The following is a 21642-nucleotide window of genomic DNA, read 5'->3' as shown; positions in this document are numbered from 1 at the left end:
CGCAGGGCTCGCGCACGGCCGCTTCACGGTGGCGCTGTTCGGAGCGTTCAGCGCCGGCAAATCGTCGTTCGCCAACGCCTTGCTTGGCGCCTCCGTCCTGCCCGTATCGCCGCATCCGACGACTGCGGCGATCAATCGCATCCTCGCGCCAGAGGACGGGATGGAGCATGGAACAGGCAAGGTCATGTTTAAGACGCAAGAGGCGATGCGGCAGGATCTTGCTGATTCCTTTGAGGCGTTGCAGCTGGGAACGTGGAAAGAGCGTACCTGGATGGCAGAGGTCGATAAGCTGCGGGCGATTGATGTTCCGGCAACAGGGCGTGCCCATTACAGCTTCCTGAAGGCGGCTGCGGCAGGCTGGGGAGACAGCTTCTCCAAGCTGGGCACCTCTGAGATTGCCGATCTTGCTCAATTTGCTTCCTATGTTTCGGTAGAGAGCAAAGCCTGCTTCGTAGAGCGGATGGATCTCTATTATTCCTGCCCGCTGACCGAGCAGGGAATCGTTATTGTGGATACGCCTGGTGCAGATTCCATTCATGCCCGTCATACTGGCGTAACCTTTCAATATATGAAGAACTGTGATGCCTTGATCTATGTAACGTATTACAATCATGCATTCTCGCGGGCTGACCGGCAGTTTCTGGCTCATTTAGGCCGGGTCAAGGGCAGCTTCGCGCTCGATAAAATGTACTTTATCGTCAACGCTGCCGATCTCGCAGCGACGTCCTCTGAGCTCGCTTCGGTGGTGGAGCATGTCGAGGACGGCTTGCGCAGTGCCGGTGTAGAAGCGCCGCAGATTTATCCGGTTTCCAGCCTGCAGGCGCTTACCGCCAAGGGCATGGGAGATGACCAGCAATTGGCCAGCTCGGGATTTGTGGAATTTGAGAGCGTATTCTTTCATTTTTTGGGAAATGATCTGGCGGGGCTGGCTGTTCAGAGCGCAAAGCGTGAGCTGAAGCAGATAATCCGCCAGGCCGATCAATGGGCTGCCACCCTGGCACAAGGCCAGGAGGCAAGGCAACTGCAGCAGAACAACTTACAGCAGGATAAGCAGGTTTTCCAGCAGCAAACGGGTGAACTTGCGGCGGAAGATAAATCCTCCGAGGTTCGCCAGGAAGTGTCTGAGCTGCTCTATCATGTGCGGCAAAGATTGCGCCTTCTTGCCGGAGATTTGTTCACGGAGTACTTTCATCCGGTGCTGCTGCAGGACGATGGCGGCGATATGAAGCGCAAATTTGCGGCGTCGATGCATGAATGGCTGTCTTCGCTGGCGATCGAGCTGCAGCGTGAGCTTCAAGTGACCTGCTTGCGGATGGAGAACCGCTGCATCACCTGGTTAAATGAGGCCGGTGAACACTGGATTCAGCAATTGCAGCAGCGATTGACGCTAAGCCCGGCATTAAGCAGCGGAGAGTTGTCTGCCTGGAGCATGCCCGAGGTACTTGAGGCAGAGCTCGAACTTCAATTAAATACGGCCGAATACTGGCCTTATTTTAAAAATCCAAAATCCTTCTTTGAGGGTGGAGGAAGAAAACGGCTGCGTGAAGCGGTCGAGGAACCTTTGTCAGGCGTATTAAAGGAGGCTGTAGACAGAATCGAGGCAAGATTAAGCGATTATTACTGTCTGGAAATGGTTCAAAAGTTTGCTGAATTAACGGCAAGATTTAACTTGCAATGGGAGGAATGGGAGCAAGGACTGGCTAGTCTGTCTGAGGGAGAAGGCGAAGGGGCTGAGACCTGGCTGCAAATTACAGCCGATTTGCGCGTCTTGGCTGAAGAACTCAAACAGTAATAGCCGATGTAAGAGAAGACAACTGTCGGAAGCCATGAGCGAAATGTAGAGAAAGAATTGACAGAAACCAAAGAGAGAGCAGAGGGTTCACTAAAGAGAACTCTTTGAACAACAGCTAGATCAAAAAAATTTCAAATGGGCTAAAGACTTAGGCGGATTTTCACTATCTTTTACAAGAAGTCCTAAGTTGCTGGAGGTAATGACATGGAGGTTCTGAAGCAACTCTCGGTTTATTATCGTGAGCGGCGTTACTATTTAATATTATCTATACTGTGTCTGGCAGCTACAACCGGGCTGGGCCTGGTATATCCGCTTCTGCTAAGGAAGCTGATTGACGATGTCATCAGACAACAACAATATAATCTGGTTGTGGGCATCGCTCTGACCGCTTTATCTATAGTGGTGGTCAAAGCATTTATGCAGTTTCTGCACGGCTTCTTCGGCGGTCGATTGGGCAACTATCTCGCCTATCGGCTGCGCAATGCCTGTTATGAGAAGCTGCAATTTCTGTCCTTCCGATATTATGACCGCGCGAAGACAGGCGATCTGATGTCGCGGCTTACCGGCGACCTCGAAGCGATTCGAAACTTTGTCGGCTTCGGCTTTGCTCAATTGCTGAACTTGGTGCTGATGGTCACCTTTGGGATGGCTGTAATGATGTCGATCCATTGGCAGCTTACACTCATCACGCTGGTAACGATTCCGTTCCTGGCAGGAGTAGCCTTGAAATTTGAATCGAAAATTCACCCGGCGTTCCAGGAGATGCGTCAGGCGCTAAGCTCGCTGACCACAGCGGTGCAAGAGAACATTACCGGTGTCCGTACTGTTAAAGCGTTCGCGCGCGAACCGCATGAAGTTGAGAAATTCTCGCATCGGAATGAGCGTTATAAGAATAATCAGATCTTTGCAGCGACACTGTGGAGTAAATTCTTCCCGGTGATGGAGCTGCTTGCTTCGATCAGCGTGGCAGTTCTGTTGGCCGTTGGCGGAACGCTGGTGATTAAAGGCCAGTTGACCCTCGGCGATCTGGTCGCATTCTTCAGTCTGATCTGGTTCATTATCGGCCCGATGTGGGGACTGGGGTTCCATATTAACAACTATACACAGTCCAAAGCCTCAGGTGAACGGGTGCTTGAAATTCTGAACCATAAAATTGATGTGAAAGATAGCGAGAACGCGACCGATCTGTCAGCAGCTGATGTAAAAGGCGAGGTCGCTTTTGAGCATGTTACTTTCGCTTACGGCAACAAACTGCCGGCTGTCAAAGATATTAGCTTCGAGGCCTCGCCAGGCAAAGTAATCGGTTTCCTTGGCGGAACGGGTTCCGGCAAATCGACGATTATACAGCTGTTGATGCGTGCCTATGATGTGAATGAAGGAAGCATTAAGCTGGATGGGCAGGATATCCGGACCGTTAGTGTACAGAGTCTGCGCCGTCAGATCTCCACGGTATTCCAGGAGACTTTCCTGTTCTCATCCAGTATTCGCAATAATATCTGCTACGGGATGAATGATGTTTCCATGGAAGAAGTGATTCGTGTATCTCAGTTGGCCAAGGCTCATGAATTTATTATGGAATTGCCGGATGGCTATGATACGGTTGTTGGGGAGAGAGGAATGGGGCTATCGGGCGGTCAGAAGCAGCGGATTGCGATTGCACGGGCGCTGCTGAAGAACCCGAAGATTCTTATCCTGGACGATGCGACCAGTGCGGTCGATATGGAGACCGAGCAGGAGATTCAGGCCGGATTCCAGGAGGTTATGCGCGGGCGTACGACCTTTATTATCGCTCACCGTATTTCCTCGCTTCGACATGCCGATGAGATTCTTGTATTGGATGAAGGCCGTGTCGCTCAGCGAGGAACGCATGATGAGCTGATACAGATACCAGGACCTTATCAGGATGTCTATCGTATTCAATATGCCGATCATTTGGCCAAACAAGATGCGCGTGCGAAGAGAGGGGAGGCATAACCCATGAATACAGAGGCACAGACTTGGCAACAAAAGCCACCGCAAAAGGGCAAGGTCAAGACGAAGATTGAGGATCGCTTTGTATATCAAGACGATGAGATTATTGATAAAGCATTTGATTGGCAGCAGTTCCGTCGCTTATTTGGCTATATGAAGCCTTACGCCCGGAAAATGCTTCCGCCGGTCATTCTGATGACGGTGCTTGGAACAATCACGAAGCTGACGGTACCGTTCTTAACGAGTCTGGCAATCGATAAAGCGATTGCCCCCGAAAATGGCTCAACCAGCTTAACGCTATTATACATTTTGTCCGCTTTGGTGGTCGTTTTGTACATCATTCAATGGGTAACCGGGGTCTACCGGATTAAGTATACGAATGTGATCGGACAGAGGGTTATTTATGACCTGCGTTCCGACCTGTTCCGTCACATCCAAAAGCTGTCGTTCAATTTCTATGACAAACGACCTGCAGGCTCTGTGCTGGTCCGCGTTACCAATGACGTTAACTCCTTGCAGGATCTGTTTACCAACGGGGTCGTCAACCTGATGATCGACTGTGTTCAACTAGCGGGGATCGTTGTCATCCTGCTGTTGATCAACTGGAAGCTTGGTCTGGCCGTGATGATTACCGTGCCGATCATGTTCCTTATCTCGACCCGGCTGCGCCGCAGAATTCGGATTGCCTGGCAGGAAGTACGGATGAAGAACTCGCGTATCAATTCGCACTTGAATGAGTCGATTCAAGGGATTCGAGTAACGCAGGCTTATACGCAAGAGCATGAGAATATTCACTACTTTGATGTAATGAATGCCGATAGCAAGAAATCATGGGATAAGGCTTCGGCCATGAACCAGATGTTCGGCCCGCTCATCGATATTACCGGTGGGGTGGGTACATTCATTTTGTTCATCCTTGGCGTCTATTTGATCCAGCAGGGTCAATTGACAATCGGTCTGCTCGTTGCGTTCAGCAACTATGTGGGCAACTTCTGGGAGCCGATTAACCGTATGGGGCAGATGTATAATCAGCTGCTCGTGGCGATGGCCTCCTCGGAACGGATCTTTGAATTTATGGATGAGGAGCCTAACATTGCCGACAAGCCTGGAGCAATGGAGCTTCCAACGATTCAAGGCGATGTTCGATTCAAACATGTCGTGTTCGAATATGAGAAGGGGCGTCAGGCCCTCAAAGGAATCGATCTGGACGCGGAGCCGGGCCAATCGATCGCCTTGGTTGGTCACACCGGTTCAGGTAAGAGTACGATCATTAATCTGCTCAGCCGGTTTTATGATATCAATCAAGGCCAGATTCTGATCGATGGCCATGATATCCGCGATGTGAAGGTAGAGAGCCTGCGCAAGCAGATCGGGATCGTGCTTCAGGATACGTTCATCTTCTCCGGTACGATTCGCGATAATATTCGCTTCGGCCGACTGGATGCAACGGACGAGGAGATTGAAGCGGCAGCCAAGGCGGTTGACGCTCATGACTTCATTACGAAGCTGCCTAAGGGCTATGACACAGAGGTTGAGGAGCGAGGCAATGCCTTGTCAATGGGACAACGCCAGTTGCTATCCTTCGCCCGGGCTCTGCTAGCTGACCCGCGTATCCTCATTCTTGATGAAGCTACGGCGAGCATCGATACGGAGACAGAAGTGAAAATTCAGAATGCATTGAAGGTGCTGCTGAAAGGTAGAACTTCCTTTATGGTGGCACACCGTCTGTCGACGATCCGCAGCGCGGATAAGATTATCGTACTTGATCATGGCGAGATTAAAGAGATGGGCAACCACGAACAATTAATGGAACACAAGGGAATTTATTGTGGATTGGTTGAAGCCCAATTCCGCTATATGTAGAAATTTGTCGAACTTATTCGAAAAAGAGATCTAGAATGTCGATCTGACTATTGCATTATAGGCTGGAAAACCTGAAAATAGAATCAGTAATATATTTTCATATTTTCAGGGGGGATTCTCGACTCATGTGGGGTGCTCCAGTGTCTAAATATGCCAAGAGCATCATGCTCCTTGGCGGAGGAGAATTGGGCAAAGAAGTAGTCATTGAGGCGCAGCGTCTAGGTATCCGTACGATTGTCGTTGACAGATATGAGGATGCACCGGCCATGGGTGTTGCTCAGGAATCCTATGTGCTTGATATGTTGGATGGAGAAGCGCTTAGGTCATTAATCGTTCAAGTTGCTCCGGATCTGATTGTCCCGGAGATTGAAGCGATTGCAACACCCGTGCTGGTGGAACTCGAGCAGCAAGGATATAAGGTCATTCCTACTGCCAAAGCAGCTCTGTTGACGATGGATCGTGAAGGAATACGCAGATTGGCATCCGAGGAGCTTGGATTACCTACGGCGAAATATTTGTTCGCTGACAGTCTGGAGCAGTTGCAAACAGCTGTTGGCGAGATTGGTGTGCCCTGCGTAATCAAACCGTTAATGAGCTCATCCGGCAAAGGACAGAGCGTCTGCCGTAAGGCAGAGGATGTCGAGATATGCTGGAATATGGCCCTTGAAGGCGCTCGGGCTAAGAAGATGAGAGTCATCGTAGAAGCATTTGTGCCTTTTACGAGCGAGATTACGATGTTAACCGTCCGCTCGGTATCTGGGACGATATTTTGTCCGCCCATTGGCCATATCCAGAAGGATGGGGATTATGTCGAATCGTGGCAGCCTCATTTCCTGAACGAAGAACAGCTCAAGGAAGCGCAGCAAATTGCACAAAAAATTACAGATGCGCTTGGCGGATATGGGCTATTTGGTGTAGAATTATTTGTGACGGATCATGGCATTATTTTCAGCGAAGTGTCGCCAAGACCCCATGATACGGGAATGGTGACGATGGTTACGCAGGATTTGTCAGAATTCGCGCTTCACGTAAGAGCAATTCTAGGTCTTCCGATTCCTTCGGTTCAACTTCTGACGCCGGGCGCTTCAGCTACTTTAAAGGCAGATCGCGAAGGCGAAGAATTCCAGATCGCAGGAATGGAAGAAGCATTGGCATTACCGAGAACCCAGGTTCGAATGTTCGGTAAACCGCTCAGCAAGCCGGGAAGACGGATGGCTGTAGCCCTGAGTGCAGCAGAGGATGTTGAAACGGCCCGCAGCCGCGCCAAACAAGCGGCAAGTACATTAAAGGTGGTATGGTCAAATTGAGTAGTCAGGTGAGTGCTCCTGCGTTAGTTATTCGGAAGGGTTGCTGTGATGATGTCCATCATTTGCTTCCTCTGATGCGACAGCTTCGTTATCCAACAACGTTCAGCGTGCTTAAAGAGCGCCTTCGCATGTTGGAGGATAATCAACAGCATCATAGCTTGGTAGCCGAGGTGGATGGAGTGGTACGCGGTACCATCTTCCTGAAGCAGTATCAGACGCATGATATGAACCGACCTATTACCCAGATCATCGCTATGATTGTAGATGAGGATCATCGAAGCAATGGCATCGGTAAACGGCTTATGTCTGAAGCGGAATCCTGGAGCAAAGAGCGCGGGAGTTCGCAATTGTTCTTATCTGTAGCAGGCGAGAATAGCTTGTCTGCCAAATCATTCTACGAGCGCATGGGCTTCACTTGTACCGGACATCGTAGACTTAGCAAAACATTAGCATAGAAATCCATGAAGATAATGAAATGTAAACCCGGCTCCCTATTCGGAGAGCCGGGTTATTTGTCATTCTTGATGATGAAGCAGGCTGTCAGTTCGCCATATATAGATGCGTCGCCTCCATGGCTGACTCATCCAGGTACTCATAGTAGCTTTTCCTGTAAGAGACCAGGGAGCCGCGAAAAACCAGTTTCAGCATGGAGCAGGTAGACAGATCATCCGGCGTTGTTAGCGCGGCCGATTTATTGCATAGCTGCAGTCCCGCTCTCTCAAAGACAGCACTGACGAATTGGGAGCAGAAATAGGAATTCTCCCCGCCAAACTCCATATTCAGGATGACGCCCAGAATACCAAGAAAATTGTAGCTGTACAGTTCACTGTTCTCCTCGAACTGGCGCACGAAGTTTCTCATTTTGATATAAGTAGCTTCACTAACCGTGCAGCTATACACCGCACATGTTGCCCGCTCAAAGATCCCTGAATATATATCTTCCTTCACGAATCCGCCAATAAGCGGAATCAGGGGATGCTTCCTCCCGAAACTGTACATTTCTCTTAATTCCGGATCAAAAGCTATGGAAGCGTGATTATAAGGGGCTTTCGTATATATACCGATCATTTTCGTCACAATGGTTTTCGGATTGCTTAGTAAGATGTAGATTTGCTTCGTGTTATTCATCATTTTTCAACCGCCATTTTCTATTTAATTAGTTAGCTATTTACAAATGATGTATCCATTTGATATTACCATGGTAATCGTTTCCGGGGAATAGCGAAATAGTCCGGAGACGGAAATTAAAACTAGACTAAGGTCGTAATTGAATAAGGAATCCACTAATTTACTTTTATGGGTGAGTACGATAAAATCGATGGCAATCAAGTATTACCTCTATATAAAGAGAAAGCGGGAGATTACATGTATAAGTTAATCTTGGCTGATGATGAAGTCGATGTAAGGGAGGGATTATTGGAGCTCATTGATTGGGAGAGTATCGGGTATAAGGTTGTTGACACAGCTGAAAATGGTAGAGAAGCTGCTGAAATGATAGATAAGCATATGCCTGACGTTGTCGTTACGGATATCCAGATGCCTTTTATGGATGGATTGCAGTTAACGGAATGGATTCGGCAGGTGCATCCTACCATTAAAGTAATTATTCTGACAGGCTATGAGCAATTTGACTATGCTAAACAGGCTATCCGGCTGGATGTCACCGAGTATGTGCTGAAGCCGTTCTCTTCGGAGGAGCTTGCGGATATACTTTGGAAGGTCAAAATGGAAATTGATGAAGAGCTGAAGATGCGGAAGAACATCCAGACATTAACCGAATACTATCATCGCAATTTGCCTGTATTGCAGCGGTTGTTCTTATCTTCTCTAGTATCCAGACCGCTATCCGAGCAAGAGATTGCAGACAAATGTCGGAGTTATGCTCTGCAGTTGGAAGGGCAAATGTACGTCGTCTCGATTATCCGGCTTGACCCAACGGTTCGCTTGGATCGGGCAGGTGGTGTGGATGAACAGGCTGCGGTGGAATCGATCCTGCCGCGTGATACCGATGACCAGCAGTTAGAGTTGTTTGCGGTACTGAACATTGTTGACGAGATCATCCGTGAGCATCCTCGCGATCAGGCGTTTATTTATCATGATGATGTTGTGCTGTTAAGTGTATATGACAATCCAAATCCTGATCGAGTTATCGACATAACATTGAAGCTATTGGAAGAAATGAGATTCAGTATTGAGAGATACCTTAAGCTCTGCACGACGATTGGGGTCGGGACGGCCTGCGCGTCCTTGTCTAATTGTTACTACTCTTATAAAGAAGCCATACATGCGCTCGATTATCGTCTTGTGCTCGGCGGGAATAAGATAATTTATATCGGTGATGTGGAAGCTCCCGAAGAGAAAGTGTTTGAATTCGATGAATTGAAGGAACAGGAATTAATACGCTGCTTGAAGTTTGGCAGTGATGAGGAGCTGGGACTGCTGCTGGAGCAGCTGTTCAGAAATCTTTTGGACTGTCGGAAATCCCTTCAGGATTTTCAACTGCGTCTATTGGTCATATTGACCGCGGTGATCAAGGCGGCTAATGATATACATATTGATTTTGAAAGATTATTTGGAGAAGGCGGGGGATTTATCAGTCAGATCTTCAGATTCACGCAAGCTGATGAGGCCCGGGGGTGGTTCATCGATATATGTATGAAGCTGAAGCGGATGATATCGAGTCAAAGGCAGACCAGCTATAACCTGCTCGTGGATCAAGCCAAAGCATATATTATGGACCATTACTGTGATCCGGACATTTCGATTAATAAAGTTTGCGCCTGTTTACATATTAGCTCAGGGTATTTCAGTAATATTTTCAAACGAGAGACGAAGCTTACTTTTGTGAATTACTTGCAGAATGTACGCATGGAGGCGGCCAAAAATCTGCTGGCCTCCACGGACAAAAAATCATTTGAGATCGCCGAGCTGGTGGGATTTTCGGACCCGAATTATTTCAGCTTCTGTTTTCGCAAGAAATACGGTCTGTCTCCTAAAGAGTACCGGAATGGGGCCAAGATCGTATGAAGTCCTGGCGGCGTGCAATGACACGCTTTTTGCGAGGCTTCCACCTGCATAACATCCAAGTCCTGCTCTCGGCTTCTTCCATTATCGTGACAGTGCTCGTTGTTGTGCTGGCAAGTCTAATGCTGTTCAATCGCTTCTCTAACGTTGCTGAGGAGAATGCCTACCTGAACCTGAAGCAGATCGTGGAGCAGGTGAATTCAAATTTGGAACTATATGTCAGCGGAATGCAGGACATTTTTGAAGTAACTCAGAACAAAATCGATCAAGTTTCTGAGGTATCTTCGAATCAGCAACTGGGAGAACAGATGGAGACGATATTGAGTACACGGGAGGATCTCGTCTCTATTGCGCTGTTTACGACAGACGGGGTGCTGGTGAACAGCGTCCCGGCGCAGCCGATGCGCAAAAATACACGACTGACAAAGCAAGCGTGGTTCGAATCAGCGCTTCTCGCTCCGGGCACACTGCAATTTACGCCTCCGCATATTCAGAACCTGTTCAAGAACGATTACCGCTGGGTCGTCTCGATGAGTAAAATGATAGATTACAAGGATGAATCGGGAGTCAAGCACGGAATTCTAGTTATCGATTTCAATTTCCGGACGATCGATCAACTAAGCCAGCGCGTGAGCCTGGGGAAGAACGGTTACGTCTATATCATCGATGGCATCGGCAATATCGTCTATCATCCTCAGCAGCAGCTCATCTATGCCGGTTTGAAATATGAGAATTTGGAACCAGTGCTGAATTACAAGTACGGCAGTTATCTGGATGAACAAAATGGGGAGCAGCGAATCATTACCATTCAGACGGTCAAAACCGCAGGCTGGAAAATCATAGGCGTCGCTTATGCAGATGAGTTCCTGGGCACGAAGAAGGAACTAGCGGACTTTTTATACCAATTCTTACTTGTCTCAATTTTGATTATCCTGATCATTAACATCTATGTCTCGGCGACGATATCCAAACCGATCCGGCGTCTGGAGCAGTCCGTCAAGCGGGTGGAGAAAGGTGATTTCACACCGCAAATTTCCGTAAGCGGAGTCTATGAGGTCGAGCAGCTGTCAAAGCGCTTCAATCTGATGTTGCGCCGGATTCGTGAGTTGATGGATCAGATTATCCGGGAGCAGGAAGCAAAGCGCAAGAGCGAATTCGATGTGCTGCAATCGCAGATTAACCCTCATTTTCTGTACAATACGTTGAATTCGATTACAAGAATGGCTGAAATGGGTCGCAATCAAGAGGTAGTAACAACCATTACCTCACTGTCCCGCTTCTTTCGCCTTAGCTTAAGCAAGGGCAAGCCGATCATTACAGTCAAGGATGAGCTGGAGCATATCAGGCATTATTTGATTATTCAATCGATACGATTTAAGAATAAGTTTCATTATGTTATCGAAGCCGAAGAAGAGGTGATGGATTGCCTAACCTTGAAGCTGATTCTGCAGCCGCTCGTCGAGAATGCGATTCATCATGGAATTGAGAACTCGATGGAGGACGGAATGATCGAGATCAAAGCGCAATTGCAAGGCGAGAGGCTTCAATTCATTATTCGTGATAATGGCATCGGAATGACACAAGCGCGGCTCGCCAAGCTGTTAACAGGTGATATCCGCAGCGAGAGCGGTTCCGGAGTGGGCGTGTACAATGTGCAGGAGCGAATTCAGCTCTACTATGGACATCCTTATGGACTGCATTACGAGAGTGAGCCTGAGGAAGGGACTACGGTCACGGTGACACTTCCGGTACATCGCGCTCCAGGTCAGGTTGAGGGGGAAGAAAATGAGATCGGGAAATAGCTTGCTGAAGGGGCTGGCGCTGGCCCTTAGTCTGCTGGCGCTTGCGTCCTGTGCGCCTACAGGGAGTACCCCTGGAAGCGATAAACCGTTAACGATTGATATGATCGTCAAGATGGATCGCGGGGATTACTGGAGCACGATACGTATGGGTGCCGAGGTGGCAGCCAAGGAGTATAATGTAGAGCTGAATTTTTTGGCCCCAACTCAGGAAAACGATTACAGGCAGCAAATCGAGCTGATGCAGGAGTCCATTGTTCGAAGGCCGGATGCGATTGTGTTGGCCGCTAGCGATTATGAGGCGCTGGGACAGGTGACGGATCAGACGTCCTATTATAATATTCCTGTCATTTCTATGGATTCGGAGGTCGCTTCGACGAAAGTAAAAACTTATGTCGGGACGAACAATTATGAAGCCGGACAAGCAGCGGCCAAACGCCTTAGCGAATTAACGGGGGGCCGGGGGGAGATCGGCATCATTAATTTTGTGAAGGGAGCGCGCAGTACCGATGAACGGGAAGAAGGCTTCCTCGACTATATGGCCCGCTTCCCTGAAATCCAGGTCATGGATATCGTCTACAGCGGTTCGGATGAGACCTTGGCGTATGATCTTACCCGTAAAATGCTTCAGCTCCATCCAAGATTGAACGGGATCGTCTCGCTTAGCGCGGAATCCTCGATCGGTGCGGGATTAGCCGTGGAGGATATGGGGTATAGCGGCATTGTAAATATGATCGCCTTCGATAATCCGTCCGAAATGCTGGAGCTGCTGCAGGATGGGACGATCCAGGCGATGGTGGTGCAAAATCCGTTTAATAATGGCTATATGGCGGTATATGCTGCAGTACAGGCGGCACACGGCGCCAAGCTTAGCGACAAAATTCCCACGGATGTGAAATTGATTGATCTCGATAATATGCTCTGGCCGGAAAATCAGAAGCTGATGTTTCCTTTTGTAAAATAGAGGTCGTCCTGAAGTCATTAGAATTTTGATATAAAAGCGCAGTTTTCTTAATTCGAAAGTGCCGCTTAATCCAGCATAATGTAAACGTATTCATATAAGGAAGCTCAATAAGGAGGTCAATAGGCATGAAAAAAATGATGTCCGTCATGCTCGGATTCGCACTGCTCGGAGCAGTAATGGCTGGCTGCAACAGCGGCTCCGGCGGGGGAAGCGGCAGCGGAGATACGCCGAAGGTCGGCGTAGCCATCTACAAGTTCGATGATACCTTTATGACAGGAGTGCGCAATGCGATCGAGAAGAATGCCAAAGGCATCGCTCAGGTTGATATTGTCGACAGTCAGAACTCACAGCCGACGCAGAATGATAAGATTGATTTGTTCCTGACGAAGAAGACCAAAGCGCTGATCGTGAATCCGGTGGATCGTACTGCGGCAGGTGTCATTATCGATAAGGCCAAAGGCAAGGATGTTCCGGTTGTGTTCTTGAATCGCGAGCCTCTTCCGGAGGATATGAAGAAATGGGATAAGGTTTATTATGTTGGCGCAAGAGCCGAGGAATCGGGAACATTGTCCGGGCAAATCATCGCGGATTATTGGAAGTCTCATCCTGAAGCCGATAAGAATGGCGATGGGGTCCTGCAATACGTCATGTTAAAAGGTGAACCGGGGCATCAGGATGCTGAGCTTCGTACGCAGTATTCCATTCAGGCTTTGGAGGATGCGGGAATCAAGGTTGAGAAATTGCAAGAGGATACGGCGATGTGGGATCGGGTCAAAGGCCAGGAGAAGATGGCGGCCTTCCTGGCGGCCAAAGGCGACAGTATCGAAGCGGTATTCGCCAACAATGATGATATGGCATTAGGGGCAATTGAAGCCTTGAAGGCAGCGGGTTATTTCAATGGGGATAAATATATGCCGGTTGTCGGCGTAGATGCGACGGCTCCTGCAATTCAGGCCTTGGAGCAAGGTACATTGCTTGGCACGGTGCTAAACGATGCGGAGAACCAAGGTAAAGCTTCGATTAAGATCGCTTCGCTCTTGGCCCAGGGCCAAGAAGTTAATCTGGATAGCGTAGGTTATGAAATTACGGACAATCAGTATGTCTGGATTCCTTATCAAAAGGTGACAAAAGAAAACGCAGCAAATTTCAAATAAGCGGCTTGATTGGCAATCGTCTGTCTCGCGATTCTTGGAAGGTTCGTAGCCGAAAGGTGCGAACCTTTCATATTTAGCAAGCAGAATGCTCGAAAAACCTAGCTGCGCCTCTATGCGGAACAGTAAAATAGGAGGCTGACATAATGACAAATCAGCAGTATCTACTTGAATTGAAACGGATATCCAAGGAATTTCCCGGTGTCAAAGCGCTCGATAACGTTAGCTTGCAGGTCAGGCCGGGAACGGTTCATGCGCTGATGGGAGAGAACGGGGCAGGAAAGTCAACCTTAATGAAATGCCTGTTCGGCATCTACAAGGCGGATGAAGGCGAAATTTATTTGGACGGGCAGAAGGTAGACATTAATCATTCGCGTGACGCACTTGAAATGGGCATCTCGATGATCCATCAGGAACTTCATCCGGTGCCGTTCCGCAGTGTGATGGAGAATATTTGGCTTGGGCGCTTCCCATCCAAGGGATTCTGGCCCTTGCGGTTTATAGACCATACAAAAATGTACCGGAATACCGAAGAATTGTTCGAGCAACTGGATATCCCTATTAAACCGGATACGATCGTGGGGAAGCTGTCTGTCTCGCAAATTCAGTCCATTGAAATAGCTAAGGCCGTCTCCTTTCATTCCAGAATTATCGTCATGGACGAACCAACATCATCTTTAACCAGCGTTGAGGTGGAGCATTTATTTAAGATTATTCAGGAGTTAAAGAGCAGAGGCGTATCGATTATATATATCTCCCACAAGATGGAGGAAATTTTGAGGATTTCCGATGAAGTCACCATTATGCGCGATGGCAAAAAAATAGGCACCTGGCCTGCGGCAGAGCTGACGACCGACCTGATTATTTCCAAAATGGTAGGTCGTGACCTGACGCAGCGTTTTCCGCAGCGGCATAATGTTCCGAACGGGGTTGTGCTTAAGGTGGAAGGGCTAACCTCTATTCACCCTAAATCCTTCAACAATGTTTCCTTTGAGCTGCGAAAAGGAGAGATCCTCGGAATTGGCGGATTAGTGGGAGCGCAGCGGACGGAACTCATCGAGGCATTATTTGGCCTGCGTGAGATTCAGTCCGGATCGATCTGGATCAATGACAAGCATGTACGCATCAAGAGCCCGGCTGCCGCCAAGCGGTATGGGCTGGCGCTGTTGACCGAGGAGAGGCGCACGACAGGCATCTTTCCGGTACTGTCAGTGCATGAGAACGCGGCGATTGCCAATATGCGCAAATATATTCGGCCCTATGGGCTGCTGAATGAACGGAAGAAACGCGATGAGGTCAATCAGGTAGTGGAGAAATTGCGCACCAAGACGCCTTCTCCGAAGACGCTGATTATGAATTTATCCGGGGGAAATCAACAGAAGGTGCTGCTTGCCAGATGGCTGTTAACCAGCCCGGAAATTTTGCTGCTTGATGAACCGACGCGAGGAATCGATGTTGGTGCCAAGTATGAGATTTATACGATCATTGCCGATCTGGCAAAGCAGGGCAAGAGCATCATTATGATCTCATCGGAAATGCCGGAGCTTCTTGGCATGTCCGACCGCATCATGGTGATGTCGGAGGGGAAGATCACGGGCATTTTGGATGGTCAGGAAGCCTCGGAAGAGGAAATTATGCGTCTAGCCGCTCAGCATTAGAGTCCGAGAAGGAGAGAATAGGAATGAATATCAAGAAAACTCAGAGCTTTATAACAGAGAACGCGATCTATATTGTACTGGTTGTACTGGTGATCGCAATTGCCGTTTATGACCCCCATTTTATCGGTTTTAATACGCTCCGCGATATTCTGATTCAATCTTCGACCCGGGTCATTATCGCGTTAGGTGTCGCCTTCATTCTGATTACAGGCGGGACCGATCTGTCGGCGGGACGGATGGTCGGTTTGACTGCGGTCATATCGGCTTCGATGCTGCAGGAGCCGGATTATGCACGTCGCTTCTTCCCTGATCTTCCGCAGCTCTGGCTGTTCATCCCGATCCTGATCGCGATATTTGTAGGCGTTATCTTTGGCTTGATTAATGGAGTCATCGTCTCCAAGTTCAAGGTTCCTCCTTTTATTGCTACTTTGGGAACGATGGTGGCAATATACGGGATCAACTCTTTGTATTTCGATACGGAGCCGAATAATTCACAGCCGATCGGCGGACTTCGCGACGATTTTACGACGCTTGGATCAGGCAGCTTCGGTAAAGGAGACTTATCCTTGCCCTACATCGTTATTTTTGCGGTTGCTATCTGTTTTATTGTGTGGGTTCTGTTCAACAAGACCCGGTTGGGTAAAAATATGTATGCGATTGGCGGAAATATGCAAGCTGCAAAAGTATCCGGGATAAATGTAGTGCTGACGCTAATCCTTATTTATTCGATCGCAGGCGCTTTGTATGGCACTGCTGGCGTGCTGGAAGCCGCTAGAACCGGCGGGGCAACGAATAACTACGGGAATATGTACGAGCTTGATGCGATCGCTGCCTGTGTCGTTGGCGGCGTATCGACAACAGGCGGAATCGGTACTGTTCCTGGCGTCATGGCCGGGGTATTGATCTTTACGGTCATCAATTACGGTCTGACCTTCATCGGGGTAGGCCCTTACTGGCAGCAAATTATTAAAGGCGCTATCATCGTGACCGCGGTTGCATTTGATATGCGGAAATATGCGGCCAAGCGCTGATGCTAGTATATTCTTGTTATCGATAAGTCTTAACAGAGAGGAATGGGGAAATCCCCTGAGCTGTTGGCAACAACAAGCAGGGGATTTTCATGTTTGGGGGATATGGAAGCTCGGCATATATTTCCATCAAATTCCCATGCAAGGAAAGGACAAGCATGGTAAAATTAGAGAGACTATTTTCCAGATTGCTTATCGTGCTGAGGAGGGGATGTATCATTGAAGAAAATGAAGATGAAGACCGCAAAATTGGGATTGATATTCTCCGTATTAGCAGTGTCACTGGCAGCTATTCCTGCTGGGCATGGAACGGCAAGTGCGGCTGCTGCAAGCAAAAGCAAAAGTATGGCGGCAGTATATGCGCAGGTTCAGGCGGAACGGGCTGCACAGGTTGTAGCGCTAGTTAATAAAGAACGGACTTCGGCAGGGCTGAAGCCTTTGATTGTACACACGAATTTATCGAAGATGGCCAAGGACAAAGCAATGGATATGTTCAGGAGCGGTTATTTTGACCATACTTCGCCGAAATATGGTTCTCCATTTGATATGATGGATGCGTATCACATTACTTATCTCTACGCAGGCGAGAATATTGCCAAAGGACAGCGCTCGGCTGAAGAGGTCGTGAAGGATTGGATGAACAGTCCCGGCCATCGCGCCAACATCTTGAATCCCAAATATACGCTGATCGGCGTAGGTTATTATAACGGGTTTTGGGTTCAGGAGTTTATAGGCAAATAGGCTGTAAACTTGCTCTCATAAAGACAGAATATAAAAAAAGGGGCCGTGGCGGATGTTACGGTTCTTTATTATGCCATTTACCGCTTGGAATCTGCATACATATCAGAGGAGGATAACTTAAGGCAGGGAGGAACTGACGAATGTCATTTTTCAAGCGGGAACAGAATATGACAAATTCAGATTACGGCATCACAAGCCGTGAGGCGGTTGATCTGAAGCAGCTTGCCAATAAGTGTATGGATGGGGATTATTCAAGCGGAGAGGCAGAGGCGGGGGATGAAGTTCTTCTGCAGCTGCAGGTGCAATTGGATGATACGGAGAGAGAGCTGGCTGAACGGATCGCTCTGGAGAGGAAGTTCAAGCAGCTCTATGTCGAGCAGCAGGCCTACGTCAATAGACGTATTCGCCAAGCCCATATGGCAGCCATTGCTTATCAGGAGGATTATGCTCGTCGTGCGCTGTCTGAGAAGAGGTCGGCTGAAGCAAAAATGAAGGAATATTTGGCGAGCTACGAGCTGTATAAAGCGGAGGCGGAGCAGCTTCGCAATCAATTCGCCCACTTGCTGGGCCAGCTTGAAACCGTGGAGCAGGAGCGGCGACAACCGGGGGGCCGGACAGAATATGGTGACGGATCGGTGTCTATGCCGGGCAGTCAAAGCTCTTTAAGCGGCACCGGTTATACGGACGGAGGGTAGGACCATTCATAAATATGAGCAAAGCAGGCCTGGGAAGTGATTCTCAGGCTTTTATGTGGAGTTGCGGAACAGGGTGTGGTATGTGCGTTCTGACCGATAGATGACACAGGAGCTGACTATGAATCTGGCTATTTTGCCAGGCCCGCCTGCAGCTCCTGGTATTATTTCAAATCCATCCAAATCCAATAGACGTGGGTATAACTTGTAGTACAAGTATCCGATAAATAGACTTTATCATTGAGCAAGCAGTCCAATCTGTTAATGGGAAAAATGAATAGGATGGTGTGTACTCTAAATGTAAGGAGGTATGTACACATGGGTGAAGTCCTGGGTGGTGGATTATTTACATCAACTGCAGCGATTTTGGTTCTGTTCATTTTGCTGGTTATCATTACTAGAGCTTTTGTATTTTAATTGATTCCTCTAACTATCAGCTTCCACATTCAATAGTTGAAGATGATATGTAAATACTCTGCCCATACCGCCGCGCAATTTGATAGAATCCGTATAAAAGAAGCGACTGACCTGACTGGTTGGTGGCTTCTTTTTTTCTGCATTTATAAATGAATCTCATCTCCGTTAACCGGGCCATTATTCCAGTAAATTGGCAGTGGATTAGAATAGATGATATTATGGGTGCTATCAGAGTGTTCCGGCGATCATAAAAAATCACATTCTCGTCAACAATGAATGATCCTAGAGGGTCAATTTTTATTTCAATTGTTTAATAAATAGGATAAACTCAATAAAAATGAACATACACGAGCTCCTGCGGCTATACCTGTGATAGAAGTTGGTTAGATTAATTAAAGGATAGGGTCAGGGATTCGGACACAACACAGGAGGAAGACGACCATGAACAAAACGTCGCGAATATGGCTAGTTACGGGCCTGCTCTCGGCGGTATCAACATTGCTGCTTATTGTTGGATTCATATATGCCGTCTATGATATGACGGCTCCGGCAAGCGAGGCAAGTAAGGTCAAGCCCGACAGCAGCTTACAAATGTCTGTCACGGCAGCGCCGTTTGATATCACTTCCATTGGCGATTCGCTCGCCAAAGGTACCGGGGACGATACAGGCAACGGATTTGCACGCAGAACGGTGCAGTTATTATCGAAGCAGGGCAAGTCATCCAAATTAGTGAACAATCTCGGCATCAACGGGCTGACAACGAAGGCGCTGCTGCCGATGCTTGATGAACCAGGGGTCCAATACGGCCTCAAGCAGGCCGGAATCATTATTCTGTCGATCGGCGGGAATGATTTGTTCGCAGGAGCTCAGAGCTATCAGAGCAGCGGGGAACTTCCGACCGAAGCGGAGATGGAGGCCGCGGTAAAGACATCGGGTGAAAATTTTAGGAAGATCGTTAGCAAGCTGAAGCAGATTAATCCCGATGCACAGCTGGTGTATGTTGGCTTATACAATCCCTTTGCCGATTTGAAGGACATGAAGAAGGCTGGGGATCAAGCGGTGGCGAATTGGAATCTGAATGTATTGGATACAATGAATCAGTATCCGGACACGATTGTTATTCCAACCTATGATCTATTTACGAGCAACCTGGATCGCTATTTATCGGGTGATCATTTCCATCCGAATGGCGACGGCTACCAGAGGATCGCAGAGCGGATTGTACAGAGCATCGCGCTGAACTAGGTTAAGGAGGCGAAAATGCGATGCATCATCAAACGAAGACAAATGATGAGATTATTTTGTCGGTGGAGCATTTGAAGAAGCGGATCGGCAAGCGCTGGATCGTGCAGGATGTATCCTTCGAGGTGAAAGCCGGAGAGATTTTTGGATTTCTCGGGCCAAACGGAGCGGGCAAGACAACGACGATTCGCATGCTGGTTGATCTGATTCGTCCGACTGAAGGGCATGTAGCGATCTGCGGATTCGATGTGCAGAAGGATCCGGAGCGTGCGCTTAGCCTGGTGGGGTCCATCGTGGAGAATCCGGAGGTATATACATACCTGACGGGCTGGGAGAACCTGGAGCAATTCGCCCGGATGATGCCGGGAATCGATGCGGCGAGGATTCAGGAGGTTGCTGATCTGGTTGGACTCGACCAGCGGATTCATGATAAGGTGCGGACGTATTCGCTCGGAATGCGGCAGCGACTTGGAATCGCCCAGGCGCTGCTCGGCAGACCTAAGCTGCTTATTCTGGATGAGCCGACGAATGGTCTTGATCCGAAAGGGATTAAGGAAATGCGCAACTTTATCCGCCTCCTGGCGAAGGAAGGGCTGGCCGTGTTCGTCTCAAGCCATCTGCTTAGTGAAATTCAAGTACTCTGTGATCGTGTGGCGATTATAAGCCGCGGTCGGGTTCTTGAAGTCGGCGCTGTTCATGAACTGCTTGACTCGAGAACAGGGTATGTGGTCTGGGAGCTGGAGCCGTCTTCTGCAGGAGAGGCGATGCTGTCTGACCTTGGAATCAGCATCGTTAGAAATGTGGACGAGGTGCTGGATGATGCGATCCTTGCCGGATTTGGCGGCGAGGCGCTCGTAACCCAGATGCAGGTGGACCAAATTGCGGATATCGTGCCTCGGCTCGTAAGTTCCGGGCTTCAGGTCCGTTCCGTTCAGAAGGTAATTCCAACGCTGGAACAATTGTTCCTTGAGATGACGGATGGTGAGGGTGTTGAATAATCTGCTGCTGTTAGTTAAGAATGAGACGATCAAAATGATCAAGAAGAAGCGATTTTACGTCGTTCTGTTGGTGCTGCTCGTTCTTGTCCCGATGTTCACCTATGCCCAGATGCGTGAAGCATCTGCCAAGCGGGAGAAATTCGGTGCAGACTGGCGCCGGGAAGTCCAGCAGGCGATTACGGATAATCAAAATTCACTCGGCAGCGACCGCGTGCCTGAGGAGTGGAAAAAATACCGCAAAATATATATCGAGCAGATGAAATATTATCTTGAGCATGATGTGAATCCCATCCAGGCTGGCGGTGTATCGTTCACCCGTGAATTTCTGGATAACGCATCTACGTTGTTCATTCCTCTCCTGATCATGGGTGTCGGGTCAGACATTGTATCCTCTGAGCGAACAGCGGGGACAATCAAGATGCTGCTTACCAGGCCGGTGCGAAGGTGGAAAATCCTGCTCAGCAAGTTAATTACGTTGATCATGTTCGTCTCGTTGATCATCCTGTCTACGCTGCTCGTATGTTACTTAATATCCGGAATATTTTTTGGCTATGGCGGATTTCAGCTTCCGGTATTCAGCGGTTTCCAGCTGCATGGCAGCGAAGTGGATATGTCCAATGTTCATGCTGTACCGCAGTGGAAATATATCTGTATGCAGGCCGGGCTGATCTGGTTCGTTGGAATTGTAGTAGCGATGCTGGCCTTCATGGTATCTGTGCTCGTACGCAGCACTGCCGCGAGTATTGTCATTATGATGGCCGCGCTGATTGCCGGCAATATTCTCAGCAGTATGGCATCAGCCTGGACAAGCGCCAAATATTTGTTCATGGTCAATCTCGGTCTTACGAACTATTTATCGGGAACACCGGCTCCGATCGAGGGCATGACACTGGGCTTTTCACTCGCTGTTCTGGCGGTTTGGGCGGCTTGTTCGGCAGTCGTTTCATTCCTTGTCTTTACGAAACAGGATATCTTGAATTAAAATGGACAAGGAT

At 48.6% G+C, this 21642-nt stretch carries 18 protein-coding genes; 17 read left to right on the top strand and 1 reads right to left on the bottom strand.

The window, feature by feature from the left end; all coding sequences use genetic code 11:
• The 5 genes from BN1360_RS20180 to BN1360_RS20160 all read left to right on the top strand — a co-directional run.
• On the top strand, positions 1 to 1792 hold a 1792-nt coding region (locus BN1360_RS20180; RefSeq protein WP_195714287.1), incomplete at its 5' end, for a dynamin family protein.
• 204 nt (positions 1793 to 1996) lie between these two features.
• On the top strand, positions 1997 to 3766 hold the full coding sequence (locus BN1360_RS20175; RefSeq protein WP_068781661.1) for an ABC transporter ATP-binding protein: 1770 nt from the start codon (positions 1997 to 1999) through the stop codon (positions 3764 to 3766).
• Between the two features lie 3 nt (positions 3767 to 3769).
• A complete protein-coding gene (locus BN1360_RS20170) occupies positions 3770 to 5626 on the top strand; it encodes an ABC transporter ATP-binding protein (protein WP_068781660.1) in 1857 nt (618 codons plus the stop codon).
• A 125-nt stretch (positions 5627 to 5751) separates the two neighbouring features.
• The gene (gene purT, locus BN1360_RS20165; protein ID WP_068781659.1) at positions 5752 to 6933 is read left to right on the top strand and encodes a formate-dependent phosphoribosylglycinamide formyltransferase; all 1182 of its coding nucleotides are present in this window, start codon (positions 5752 to 5754) and stop codon (positions 6931 to 6933) included.
• Positions 6930 to 7388, top strand: a complete 459-nt coding sequence (locus tag BN1360_RS20160; RefSeq protein ID WP_068781658.1) for a GNAT family N-acetyltransferase — start codon at positions 6930 to 6932, stop codon at positions 7386 to 7388. Before purT ends, BN1360_RS20160 begins: the two co-directional genes overlap by 4 nt.
• Positions 7389 to 7473: 85 nt before the next feature.
• Here BN1360_RS20160 and BN1360_RS20155 read toward each other — a convergent pair whose 3' ends face one another.
• Positions 7474 to 8064, bottom strand: coding sequence for a C40 family peptidase (locus BN1360_RS20155; protein ID WP_324254279.1), 591 nt, complete (start codon positions 8062 to 8064; stop codon positions 7474 to 7476).
• A 234-nt stretch (positions 8065 to 8298) separates the two neighbouring features.
• Between BN1360_RS20155 and BN1360_RS20150 the strand changes: the two genes are divergently transcribed.
• The 12 genes from BN1360_RS20150 (at position 8299) to BN1360_RS20095 (ending at position 21629) form a co-directional block, all read left to right on the top strand.
• Complete coding sequence (locus BN1360_RS20150; RefSeq protein WP_068781668.1) at positions 8299 to 9960, top strand: response regulator; 1662 nt, start codon at positions 8299 to 8301, stop codon at positions 9958 to 9960.
• 17 nt (positions 9961 to 9977) lie between these two features.
• Positions 9978 to 11759, top strand: coding sequence for a sensor histidine kinase (locus tag BN1360_RS20145; protein WP_068781667.1), 1782 nt, complete (start codon positions 9978 to 9980; stop codon positions 11757 to 11759).
• Complete coding sequence (locus BN1360_RS20140) at positions 11743 to 12720, top strand: substrate-binding domain-containing protein (RefSeq protein ID WP_068781657.1); 978 nt, start codon at positions 11743 to 11745, stop codon at positions 12718 to 12720. The genes BN1360_RS20145 and BN1360_RS20140 overlap by 17 nt, the downstream gene beginning before the upstream one ends.
• A gap of 125 nt (positions 12721 to 12845) precedes the next feature.
• Complete coding sequence (locus tag BN1360_RS20135; protein WP_068781656.1) at positions 12846 to 13874, top strand: galactose ABC transporter substrate-binding protein; 1029 nt, start codon at positions 12846 to 12848, stop codon at positions 13872 to 13874.
• Positions 13875 to 14017: 143 nt separating this feature from the next.
• Entirely contained in the window at positions 14018 to 15529 is a 1512-nt protein-coding gene (locus BN1360_RS20130; RefSeq protein ID WP_068781655.1) for a sugar ABC transporter ATP-binding protein, read from the top strand.
• Positions 15530 to 15552: 23 nt separating this feature from the next.
• Positions 15553 to 16560 carry a galactose/methyl galactoside ABC transporter permease MglC gene (mglC, locus tag BN1360_RS20125; protein WP_068781654.1) on the top strand — a complete coding sequence of 336 codons (1008 nt, stop codon included), beginning with the start codon at positions 15553 to 15555 and terminating at the stop codon, positions 16558 to 16560.
• A gap of 225 nt (positions 16561 to 16785) precedes the next feature.
• Entirely contained in the window at positions 16786 to 17298 is a 513-nt protein-coding gene (locus tag BN1360_RS20120; protein WP_068781666.1) for a CAP domain-containing protein, read from the top strand.
• Positions 17299 to 17438: 140 nt separating this feature from the next.
• A complete protein-coding gene (locus tag BN1360_RS20115) occupies positions 17439 to 17993 on the top strand; it encodes a PspA/IM30 family protein (protein WP_068781652.1) in 555 nt (184 codons plus the stop codon).
• A gap of 315 nt (positions 17994 to 18308) precedes the next feature.
• Positions 18309 to 18407, top strand: coding sequence for a dihydroorotate dehydrogenase (locus BN1360_RS20110; protein WP_068781651.1), 99 nt, complete (start codon positions 18309 to 18311; stop codon positions 18405 to 18407).
• A gap of 441 nt (positions 18408 to 18848) precedes the next feature.
• The gene (locus BN1360_RS20105) at positions 18849 to 19652 is read left to right on the top strand and encodes a GDSL-type esterase/lipase family protein (protein WP_068781650.1); all 804 of its coding nucleotides are present in this window, start codon (positions 18849 to 18851) and stop codon (positions 19650 to 19652) included.
• A 20-nt stretch (positions 19653 to 19672) separates the two neighbouring features.
• On the top strand, positions 19673 to 20647 hold the full coding sequence (locus BN1360_RS20100) for an ABC transporter ATP-binding protein (protein WP_068781649.1): 975 nt from the start codon (positions 19673 to 19675) through the stop codon (positions 20645 to 20647).
• Positions 20640 to 21629 (top strand): ABC transporter permease, encoded by a 990-nt coding sequence (locus BN1360_RS20095; protein WP_068781648.1) that lies wholly within the window; start codon positions 20640 to 20642, stop codon positions 21627 to 21629. The genes BN1360_RS20100 and BN1360_RS20095 overlap by 8 nt, the downstream gene beginning before the upstream one ends.
• Positions 21630 to 21642: the final 13 nt, after the last annotated feature.

The organism is Paenibacillus sp. GM2, assembly GCF_900069005.2.
Classification (GTDB): domain Bacteria; phylum Bacillota; class Bacilli; order Paenibacillales; family Paenibacillaceae; genus Fontibacillus.
Note: the sequence above shows the minus strand (reverse complement) of the source record. Positions and strands in the feature narration are given on the sequence as shown.

What these genes read in the sequence shown, in the direction of transcription:
- BN1360_RS20155 (WP_324254279.1), bottom strand. Translation starts at nt 8,064, where the DNA reads ATGATGAATAACACGAAGCAAATCTACATCTTACTAAGCAATCCGAAA.
- BN1360_RS20145 (WP_068781667.1), top strand. Translation starts at nt 9,978, where the DNA reads ATGACACGCTTTTTGCGAGGCTTCCACCTGCATAACATCCAAGTCCTG.
- BN1360_RS20105 (WP_068781650.1), top strand. Translation starts at nt 18,849, where the DNA reads ATGAACAAAACGTCGCGAATATGGCTAGTTACGGGCCTGCTCTCGGCG.
- mglC (WP_068781654.1), top strand. Translation starts at nt 15,553, where the DNA reads ATGAATATCAAGAAAACTCAGAGCTTTATAACAGAGAACGCGATCTAT.
- BN1360_RS20115 (WP_068781652.1), top strand. Translation starts at nt 17,439, where the DNA reads ATGTCATTTTTCAAGCGGGAACAGAATATGACAAATTCAGATTACGGC.
- BN1360_RS20170 (WP_068781660.1), top strand. Translation starts at nt 3,770, where the DNA reads ATGAATACAGAGGCACAGACTTGGCAACAAAAGCCACCGCAAAAGGGC.
- BN1360_RS20135 (WP_068781656.1), top strand. Translation starts at nt 12,846, where the DNA reads ATGAAAAAAATGATGTCCGTCATGCTCGGATTCGCACTGCTCGGAGCA.
- BN1360_RS20175 (WP_068781661.1), top strand. Translation starts at nt 1,997, where the DNA reads ATGGAGGTTCTGAAGCAACTCTCGGTTTATTATCGTGAGCGGCGTTAC.
- BN1360_RS20150 (WP_068781668.1), top strand. Translation starts at nt 8,299, where the DNA reads ATGTATAAGTTAATCTTGGCTGATGATGAAGTCGATGTAAGGGAGGGA.
- purT (WP_068781659.1), top strand. Translation starts at nt 5,752, where the DNA reads ATGTGGGGTGCTCCAGTGTCTAAATATGCCAAGAGCATCATGCTCCTT.
- BN1360_RS20100 (WP_068781649.1), top strand. Translation starts at nt 19,673, where the DNA reads ATGCATCATCAAACGAAGACAAATGATGAGATTATTTTGTCGGTGGAG.
- BN1360_RS20120 (WP_068781666.1), top strand. Translation starts at nt 16,786, where the DNA reads ATGAAGATGAAGACCGCAAAATTGGGATTGATATTCTCCGTATTAGCA.
- BN1360_RS20110 (WP_068781651.1), top strand. Translation starts at nt 18,309, where the DNA reads ATGGGTGAAGTCCTGGGTGGTGGATTATTTACATCAACTGCAGCGATT.
- BN1360_RS20140 (WP_068781657.1), top strand. Translation starts at nt 11,743, where the DNA reads ATGAGATCGGGAAATAGCTTGCTGAAGGGGCTGGCGCTGGCCCTTAGT.
- BN1360_RS20130 (WP_068781655.1), top strand. Translation starts at nt 14,018, where the DNA reads ATGACAAATCAGCAGTATCTACTTGAATTGAAACGGATATCCAAGGAA.